This is a genomic window from Sphingopyxis sp. (assembly GCF_035250425.1).
In the GTDB taxonomy this organism is placed as follows: Bacteria; Pseudomonadota; Alphaproteobacteria; order Sphingomonadales; family Sphingomonadaceae; genus Sphingopyxis.
Genome location: NZ_DATFFD010000139.1, coordinates 1 through 10140, shown reverse-complemented (window position 1 = coordinate 10140; position 10140 = coordinate 1). Strand labels below are relative to the sequence as shown.

Annotated in this window: 4 protein-coding genes; 1 reads left to right on the top strand and 3 read right to left on the bottom strand. The window is 68.3% G+C overall.

Features of this window, described 5'->3' with window-relative positions:
• Positions 1-926 (bottom strand): ABC transporter transmembrane domain-containing protein (locus tag VJ811_RS08010; protein ID WP_324071738.1); only part of this gene is annotated, 926 nt, incomplete at its 3' end.
• A gap of 246 nt (positions 927-1172) precedes the next feature.
• On the opposite strand from VJ811_RS08010, the gene VJ811_RS08005 reads away from it, so the two are divergent.
• Complete coding sequence (locus VJ811_RS08005; RefSeq protein ID WP_324071737.1) at positions 1173-5984, top strand: hypothetical protein; 4812 nt, start codon at positions 1173-1175, stop codon at positions 5982-5984.
• Between the two features lie 8 nt (positions 5985-5992).
• Here the strand turns inward: VJ811_RS08005 and VJ811_RS08000 are convergent, their stop codons facing one another.
• Together VJ811_RS08000 and VJ811_RS07995 are read right to left on the bottom strand one after the other, a co-directional pair.
• A complete protein-coding gene (locus tag VJ811_RS08000) occupies positions 5993-8176 on the bottom strand; it encodes a calcium-binding protein (RefSeq protein ID WP_324071736.1) in 2184 nt (727 codons plus the stop codon).
• Between the two features lie 171 nt (positions 8177-8347).
• Complete coding sequence (locus VJ811_RS07995; protein ID WP_324071735.1) at positions 8348-9853, bottom strand: MFS transporter; 1506 nt, start codon at positions 9851-9853, stop codon at positions 8348-8350.
• Between the last annotated feature and the right edge of the window lie 287 nt (positions 9854-10140).

The following is a 10140-nucleotide window of genomic DNA, read 5'->3' as shown; positions in this document are numbered from 1 at the left end:
ATCACATAGGCGGGAAGCGTCAGCGCGACGATGACGAAGAGAAGCGGCGAATAGAGCCACATCGCGACGAGGAAGACGATCGTGAACAGCGGATCGACCAGTACGGTGAGCGAGGCGCTGGTCATAAATTCGCGCACCGTTTCCAGCTCGCGGACGCGGGTCACCGTGTCGCCGACGCGGCGATTCTCGAAATAGGCGAGCGGCAGGCGGAGCAGGTGGCGAAAGAGGCGGCTGCCCAGCTCGACGTCGAGCTTCTGGCTTGTCTCCGAATAGAGTCGGGTACGCAGCCAGCCGAAGGCGACTTCCCACAGCGAGACGATCACCAGCCCGATGGCGAGCACCTGCAGCGTTGCCAGGCTGTTGTGCGCCAGCACCTTGTCGACGACGTTCTGGAAGAAGAGCGGCGCGGCGAGGCCGAGCAGGTTGAGCGCAAGGGTGATCAGCAGCACCTCGCCGATCAGCTTTCGATATTTGACGATCTGGGGAACGAACCAGGTCATGTCGAAGGCGGGCGCGGCAACCTGCGCGGCGTCGCGAGTGGTGACGAGGAGCAACTCGCCCGACCACCGGGCCTCCAGCGCGGCGCGGTTCCAGCGCTCGATAGCAGCGCCGGGGCGCTGGATCGCTACCGCATCCTCGCCGACGCGGCCGATCACGAACCAGCCCTCGGCGCCGCTGGCCATCACGGGCATGGGAAGGCGTCGCAACCGCTCGAAATCCGCGGTCGTGGCGCGGGCGCGAACGCCTTCGATGCGCTTTGCCAGGCGGACCAGATCGGATGCCGTGGCGGGGTCGGCATGGCCCAGGCTGTGGCGCAGCTCGGCCGGGTCCGCGGCAATGCGGTGCATGGCGAGGATTTGGGCGAAGGCGGCGAGCCCGGTGTCCGCGGGCGGCTCCGACGTCCCGAGGGACAGATCCTGCTGCACGGTGGGTCTCCGATCGGGTTCTTCAGGCGTGACAATCTGCGGGGTGCGGCATGGTGAATCGTCCGGCACGAACCTTGGTAGCGGCCAAAGCCCGGAGAGCGAAGGCGCCCCGGCTCCGGTCGTCGGAGCAAAGGGGCGATTCGGCGTTCGCAGGTGCAGCATGTGGTTGACCCGCGCGCCGTCGCGGGCTGTCTGCTGGCGATTGTGTGGGGGGTATGTTTTCAGGCTTATGACGGGAGCCCTGCCATGCCCACCCTCTACATCTCACCGACCGGCAGCGGTTCGGGCGACGGCTCGAGCGCCGCGAACGCCGCGACGCTGGATGACCTGCCACAACTGATTGCGGCGGCGGGACCGGGCGGGCAGGTGCTGCTGCTCGCCGATCAGGGCGCCTATGCCGCGCCGGCCGGGGCGCTGGCGATCGTCGCGGGCGGGACGGCGAGCGCGCCGGTGACGATCCGCGGGGTCGACAGCGCGGGCAATGCGATGGCGGCGACCATCGCGGGGACGCGGCCCGACCCCTTCGACCCGGCCAGCCCCTCGGGCGAGGAGGTCTTCCGGCTGCTCGGCGGCGCGAACAATCTGCGCTTCAGCGATCTGGCCTTCCAGAATGTCGGCACGGCCTTCCGCGTCGGGGCGGACGTCCAGAACCTGACGATCGAGCATGTCGACGCCGCGAATGTCTCCCGCTTCTTCGACAATATGGTCTCCGGGGCCAATGCCAGCGCGACGATCACCGGGCTCACGATCCGCGACGTCGCCGTGGACGGCTATTCCAAGGGCGCGATCCGCGTCCAGTACGACAGCAACAATGTGCTGATCGAGGATGTGCGCGGCGACAGCCAGTTTCAGGACGGCGACAATTTCGCGATCGGCGTCCACATCACCGGCACCGCGCACGACGTGACGATCGAGGGTGTCGCGATGCGCAACGCGCTCGACACGGTGAACGACTATCGCAACGGCGACGGTTTCGCGACCGAGCGCGGCACCTATGACATCACGCTGCGCAACGTGATCGCCACGGGCAACAGCGATGGCGGGCTCGATTTGAAGAGCGATAATATCGTCGTCGACGGCGCGATCGTCTCGGGCAATGGCCGCAACATCCGGCTGTGGGGCACGGGGGCGCAGCTGAGCAATATCGTCAGCCTCGACGCGGGTGCGCCGCTGGCGGGCGGCAATCGCGAGCATATCTGGCTGGCCGAAGGCGCGAGCGCGACGATCGACGGCGCCTTCTTTTCCGACCCCGGCTCGCCGACCTTGTTCAACCTCGCCGAGCGGAACGGCGCGCTGACGGTGCGTGACTATGGCCTCGCCACCGGCACGGGTACGGTGACCTTGAAGAAGGGCACGGGATCGGTGCTGACCCTCGACGGGCAGCGCGTCGTGGTCGCGGCGGGGACCGCGGGCGACGACCTGATCGGCGGCACCGCGGGCGTCGATGCGCTGATCGGCGGCGCGGGCGATGACATGATGATCGGCAATGCCGGCGACGATGTGCTGACCGGCGGTGCGGGCGCGGACATATTGGTCGGCGGCGCCGGGCGCGATCTGCTCAGCTATGCCGGCAGCACCGCCGCGGTGCGGGCCGACCTGACACGGCTCACCGCCAGCGGCGGCGATGCCGAGGGCGACCTGTTCGACGGGTTCGAGGATGTCGAGGGTTCGGCCTTCGCCGACACGCTGGCGGGCGATGCGGGCGCGAACCGGCTGTTCGGCGGGAATGGCGACGATATGCTTTCGGGCGCCGCCGGGGACGACATGCTCGATGGCGGCGCGGGCGCGGACCTGCTCGATGGCGGGGCCGGGATCGATCGGGTCGATTATGGCAGCAGCGGCGCGGCGGTGGTCGTCGACCTCGCCAATGGCGCGGCGAGCGGCGGCGAGGCGGCGGGTGACCGGCTGATCGGGATCGAGGGGATCGAAGGCTCGGGCTTTGCCGACACGCTTTCGGGCGATGACGGCGCGGACTGGATCGGCGGCGGCGCGGGCGACGACCGGATCGACGGGCGCGGCGGCGACGATCTGCTCGTCGGCGGCGCAGGTGCCGATACGCTGATCGGCGGCGCCGGGTTCGACAGCGCGGACTATTCGGGCAGCGGCGGGGCGGTTACGGTCGATCTTGTAGCCGGCACCGGCAGCGGCGGCGACGCCCAGGGCGACCGGCTCCAGGGGGTCGAGCGGCTGATCGGCTCGGGCTTCGGCGATGGGCTGACCGGCGACGGCTTCGACAATGTGCTGATCGGCGGCGCTGGCGCGGACCGGCTGACCGGTGGCGCCGGGATCGATACCGCCGATTATGCGGCGAGCGGCGCCGCGGTGAACGTAGTGCTGGGCGGCGCCGGCAGCGGCGGCGATGCTCAGGGCGATGTGCTGGCGGGGATCGAGAATCTCGTCGGTTCGGGCTTTGGCGACGTGCTGATCGGCGATGCCGCAGCCAATGCGCTGGCGGGCGGCGACGGGAACGACCGGCTGGCCGGCAAAGGCGGCGCGGACCGGCTCGACGGCGGCGCGGGTATCGATATTGCCGACTTTTCGACCAGCGCGAGCGCCGTGACGGCGGACCTTGCGGCGGGCACGGCTTCGGGCGGGGTGAGCCTCGCCGCGATCGAGGGGCTGGTCGGCTCGGCGTTCGACGATGCGCTGAACGGCGATGCGGGTGACAACCGGCTGGTCGGGGGCAAGGGCGCGGACCTGATCGACGGGCGCGACGGCCTCGATACCGCCGACTATTCGGGCTCGACGGCGGCGGTGCAGGTCGATCTTGCCCTGTCGGTGCAGGGCGGCACCGGCGATGCGGCCGGCGACCGGCTGATGAGCATCGAGGCGCTGGTCGGCTCGGCGTTCGACGATTCGCTGGCGGGGGTGGGCGCTGCCGAAGCACTGTACGGCGGCGCGGGCGCCGACCGGCTCGACGGGCGCGGCGGCGACGATCTGCTCCAGGGCGGCGCGGGCGCCGATGTGCTGATCGGCGGGGCCGGTATCGATACGGTCGACTACAGCACCAATGCGGGCGCGATCTCGATCAACCTCCAGACCGGTGCGAGCGGCGGCGGCGAGGCCGAAGGCGACCGGTTCGACGGGATCGAGCATTTCATCGGCACTGGCTTCGCCGATACGATCATCGGCGACGCGGCGGACCAGATATTGGCCGGCGGCGCGGCGGGCGACCGGCTCGACGGCGCCGGAGGGTTCGACATCGCGGTCTATGCGGACAGCGCCGCGGGCGTGAGGGTCAACCTCGCGACCAATATCCTCTCGGGCGGCGATGCGCAGGGCGACAGTCTCGCCGGGATCGAAGGAGTCGTGGGCAGCGCCTTTGCCGACACGCTGACGGGCGACGCGAACGCCAACCGGCTCGACGGCGGCGCGGGCAACGACACGCTCGACGGCGCCGCGGGCGCGGATGTGATGATTGGCGGCACGGGCGACGATAGCTATGTGGTCGACAATGCCGGCGATCAGGTGACCGAGGCGCTCGGCGGCGGGCTCGATATCGTGCGCACGGGCCTGTCCTCGCTGACGCTCGCCGATGGGGTCGAGGACCTCAGCTATACCGGCGGCGGCGGCTTTGCCGGCACCGGCAATGCGCTCGATAACAGCCTCTATGGCAAGGCGTTGGCTGACGCGCTCTATGGGCTGGACGGCGACGACAAGCTGGTGGGCGGCGCGGGCGCGGACCTGCTCGACGGCGGGGCGGGGCGCGACCAGGTCGACTATACCAAGTCCGCCGCGATCACGGTGAACCTTGTCACCAACGTCAATCACGGCGGCGAGGCCGAGGGCGACCGGCTGGTCGGCATCGAGACCGTGATCGGCTCCAACTATGCCGACAGCATCACCGGCAGCGACGATGTGCTGGCCGGTGACATGCTCTATGGGCGCGGCGGCGACGATCTGCTGACCGGCGGCGCGGGCGACGACCAGCTCGACGGCGGCGGCGGCAATGACGCGATGCGCGGCGGCACCGGCAACGACCTTTATGTCGTCTATGAGGCCGGCGACCAGGTGATCGAGGCGGCGGGGGAGGGACGCGACCGCATCCGCACCGCCGCGACCAGCTACACGCTCGGCGCCAATATCGAGGAGCTGGTCTATACCGGGACGATCGGCGCGACGATGACCGGCAATGCGCTCGACAATTTCGTCGTCGGCAGCGGCGGCGAGGACCGGCTGACCGGTGGCGATGGCGCGGACGTGCTGCGCGGCGGCGCGGGCGGCGATCTGCTCGACGGCGGCGCGGGATCGGACACCGCGGAATATGCGGGCTCGCTCGGCGGCGTGCTGGTCAACCTGCGCGCCCAGACCGCGACGGGCGGCGATGCCATGGGCGACCGGCTGATCAGCATCGAGAATGCGCAGGGCTCAGCCTTTGCGGATGTGCTGCTCGGCAGCGTCGGCGCCAATATACTGACCGGCGGCGAAGGCGACGACGCGCTCTCCGGCGACGACGGCAACGACACGTTGCGCGGCGGCATGGGCGCCGACCGGCTCGATGGCGGCAAGAACGAGGATATGCTCTCGGGCGAGGACGGCGACGACACGCTGTACGGCGGGTCGCAGACCGACCGGCTCTATGGCGGCGCGGGCAGTGATCTTCTGGTCGGCGATGCCGAGTGGGTCTCGTCGCTCGCCGCGAGGGACACGCTCGATGGCGGCGACGGCGACGACATATTGGTCGGCGATGGGATGAGCATGACCGCGAGCGGGGTCGGCGGTGCTGACACGCTGATCGGCGGGCTCGGCAACGACATACTCTATGGCGACGCGGTGACCATGGCGGCTGGCGCGCGCGGCGGGGCGGACAAGCTGACCGGCGGCGGCGGGGGCGACCGCTTCGTCTTCGCGACCGGCTCGGGCGCCGACGAGATCACCGACTTCACCCGCGGCGGCGCCGAGGCCGACCGGATCGACCTCAGCGCCTTCGACATCGCCTATGAGGCGCTGCGCTTCACCACCAGCAGCGCGGGGGTGACGGTTCAACTGGGCGGCACCGATACGATCTTCGTGCGCGGCGTCACCGCGCTCGATCAGGCGGACTTCGTCTTCGGCTGAGTCTCGCGTCAGCCGAAGACGAAATCTTCGGGCGAAAACCCCTGCGTGCCGCGGACGAAGATGCTGTCCGCGCCCATGGAGATGCGCGTTCCGTCGGCGCTCGATGTGAAACCGAGTTGCTCATAGGCGATGTCGAACGCGCTGAGGTCGATATGGTCCGCGCCCGCGGCGAAGTCGATGATCTCGTCGGCGCCCGAGCCGGGCGCGAAGACGAACCAGTCCGCGCCCGCGCCGCCCGCAAGCAGGTCGTTGCCGCCGCCGCCGATCAGGTAATCGGGGCCGTCGCCGCCATAGAGCTTGTCGGCGCCGCCGGCGACCGTTGCAGCCTGCTCCCGGCCGTCGCCATAGAGCCAGTCATTGCCGTCGCCGCCCTCCAGCGTGTCGGCGCCGCCCCTGGCGCTGTCCCGCATCACGTCGCCGTCGCCGATCAATATGTCGTCGCCCGCGCCACCGAACAGCCGGTCGCTGCCCCCCTTGCCGCTGCCATAGACATTGGTCGCATCGCCGATCAGCAGGTCGGCATCGTCGCCGCCGTCGAGCCGGTCGTTGGCGCCCTGGCTGCTCAGCCATTCCTGGTCGCCGACCAGCCGGTCCGCGCCCGTGCCGCCGGCGAGCGTGTCGGACTGCCAGCCGCCGAGCAGCATGTCGGCACCCGACTGGCCCCATAGCAAATCCTCGCCATTGCCGCCGGTGAGCATATCGTCGCCCGAATTGCCGGCGATGTCGTCGCTGCCACCGAGTCCGCCCAGCGTGTCGCTGCCCGCGCCGCCGATCATCGTGTTGGCGAGCGCGTTGCCATCGCCCGTGAAATCGGCGGCGCCGCGGCGGATCAGCTCCTCGACATTGCTGGCGAGCGTGTAGCTGTCCAACGTCGTCTCGACCCGGTCGAACCCGGCGCCCGCCGCCTCGGTGATCCGGTCGCCGGCGTCGTCGACAAGGAAGATGTCGTCGCCCGCGGTGCCCTGCAGCGCATCCGCGGTGGGGGTGGCGGGCAGGGGAAGCAGCGCGATATAGCCGGTTGCGCCGGGCGAGGATTCTCCCTGATCGACGGTCAGCGTTTCGCGGATCGTCTCGGCGCCGACGAGGCCGGGAAGCGAGTCCTGAGTGACGAGGGTCGAGAGTTCCGACCGGGTGATCTCGACGCCCTGCAGCGTGAGCCGCCCCTGCGAGGAGATCACCTTGGTGCGCGATCCGGCATCGTCGAAGCGCCCGCCGATCACGGTGACGTCGGCGGCGTCGTCGAGCCAGAGCTGGTTCTGCTCGGAGATGCCGCCGCGCAGCACCGGGTTCAGGCCGACCGAGTCGATCAGCGTCGCGTCGCCCCAGAGCCGGTAGTTGCGGCCATTCTCTTCGCTGAGCGCGCGGACGACCAAAGTGCCGCTCGACTTGAGGTCATAGCCGCCGTCGCTGTTGCCGCGCGCGACCGTGTCGATGAAGCGTATGTCATAGGCGCCGCGCTCGCTCGCGAAGCCGTCGCCGTTGAAATAGGCGCCGGCGGTGCTCTGGATATTTTCCATCACCACCCGGCTCAGCGTGACATTGTGGACGGTGCCGTCGAGATGGATGCCCGCGGGCAGGTCGTCGCCCGTCTGCCCGGCCATGTCCGCCGTGACATTGTCGATCACCACATTGTTGGTGTCGTACTGGAGGCGGATCGCGACCCTCGAGAAGCCCTGCACGTCGACGTCGCGGATCGTCAGCCCGCTGATCGTCGCCGTACCCGAAGGCGCGCTGGAATAATCCTCGAAAAAGCGGCGGACATTGTTCGCGTCGACATACTCGATGTGGAGGTTGGCGAGATCGGCGGTGACGCGGAAGGCGGTGCCGACATTGTCGATCTGCAAGTCGCGAAATTCCAGATTGTTCGCGCCCGCGCCGAGCTTGAACAGCTCGTTGCCGGAGGCATCGCCCGCCTGCCAGCCGGCCGGGCGCGAGCCGGTGAAATGCGCGGCCATGGCATTGCCAGCGGAATCGATGCCGCGCACCACCACCGGCTGGCCCTCCGCCCCGCCGCGGTTGATGCCGAGGATGCCGGTGACATTATAGCCGCCCTGGTCGGCCAGCAGCAGCACCTCGCCCCCCGGTCCCGCCCTTCCGATCAGCGTGTTGAGCGAGCCGATGGACGCTGCGTTGTTGATATCGCTGCCACTTTTGTCCCCGGATCCGGCAGGTGAAATGTACAGGCTTGGCATGGCGAACGACCCCTTGCTGTTACGGCGAGGTTAACCTCGGCCAAGTCGACATGCTGCACTGCACTATGGTTAAGCCAGCATTATGCTGATCATCGGAGGGGTTATTGCGATGGACCGTCGCGGACATCCGGCCATTGTCGTGACCGACCGGCGATGAGAGCGCCTGCCGGGTCAGCCCTGGCCGGCTTCGGCGGGGGCTGGCGGGTCGACCCGGGTCATCGCAACCATCGCAAGCAGCAAGGCAAAGGCGGCGAAGACCATCGTATAGATGGGTTCCCCCGGAAACAGCGATTTCATGATCGAGCCCATCACGGTTGCGACGAGCAATTGCGGGATGACGACGAAGACGTTGAAAAGCCCCATATAGATGCCGAGCTTCGCTTGCGGCAGGCTGGAGGCGAGGATCGCATAGGGCATGGCGAGGACCGATGCCCAGAAAATGCCGATGAAGATTTCGCTGACGATCAGATGCGACGGATCGCGCAGCAGGAAAAAGCTGGCATATCCCGCCGCGCCGCATGCGAGGCCGGCCATGTGCGTGCGCGCCTGCCCAAGACGGCGCGCGAGCCAGGGGAGCAGGGTCAGCGCGGCGATCGCGGCGACGCCATTATAGATTGCGAACAATTGGCCGACCCAATTGCCCGCATCCTGATAGGCGGCGCTGGCGGTATCGGTCGCCCCGAAATGATATTGGGCGACGATCGGGGTGGTGTTGATCCACATGATGAACAGCGCCGACCAGCTGAAGAACTGGACGAGCGCCAGCCGCTTCATCAGCGGCGGCATGCCCGCGAAATCGCCGACGATGCTCGACAGCATGTTGCGGTCGTTCCCCCGGCGCGCCAGCGCGATCGCGATCATGTTCGCAAGGCCATAGCCGATGAGCAGCGCGCCGAGCAGCAGCACTTCGCGAAGCAGCGCGAAATGCTGCTGGACGAACAGGACGAGCACGCCCGCGGCCGCCCAGGCGAGACCGCCGAAATAGCTACGCGACGCGAGCGCGCGGCTGGTCGAACCCGCGTCGGGCGCGGCGCTTTCGAAGGCCGCCATCTGTGCGGGGCTATATTCGCCGGTCGTGACGACGGTCCACAGCACCGCCAGGAACAGCGCGATCCCGCCGAACCAGAAGGCATAGCGCACTGTATCGGGAATCTGCCCCGGCGGTGCGACATTGGCGACCCCCATCGCCTCCATCAGCGACGGGAACAACGAGCCGACGACGGCGCCCGCTCCGATGAAGGCGGTCTGCACCGCATAGCCGACGCTGTGCTGGTCCTTGCGCAGCATGTCGCCGACGAAGGCGCGAAAGGGTTCCATCGAGATGTTGAGCGAGGCGTCGAGGATCCACAGCATCATCGCGGCGAACCAGATCGCGGGACTTTCGGGCATGACGAACAGCGCGATCGCGGCGAGGATCGCGCCGGCGAGAAAGTAAGGACGGCGGCGTCCGAGCCGGCCGAGCCAGGTGCGGTCGCTCATATGCCCGACGATCGGCTGCACGAGCAGCCCGGTCAGCGGCGCGGCGGCCCACAGGCCGGGAAGGCGTTCGATATCCTCGCCCAGCGACTGGAATATCCGGCTCATATTGGCATTTTGCAGCGCGAATCCGATCTGGATGCCGAAAAAACCGAAGCCGATATTCCACAGGCCGGCAAAGCCCTGCTTCGGTTTTTCCATCACGCGTCTCCCACCGGACCGCCGTGCGCGGCTCTCGTCGCGAGCCGGTGTTGCAGCGTGGGCGGGGCAGGGCAAGCATCGAGAGGCTACGTATACGAATACTTGGAGAGTCGGCCAACGACCGGAAGGGTCCCTCTTCATCGTCACCCCGGACTTGATCCGGGGTCTCGCTTGAGGTCCAAGTCAGTCGATGTCTAAAAAGCGGGATCCCGGATCAAGTCCGGGATGACGAATGTCAGGAAACGACCGGTTTCTGCCATAAGATCCTCCCTGTCGCGCAGCGACGG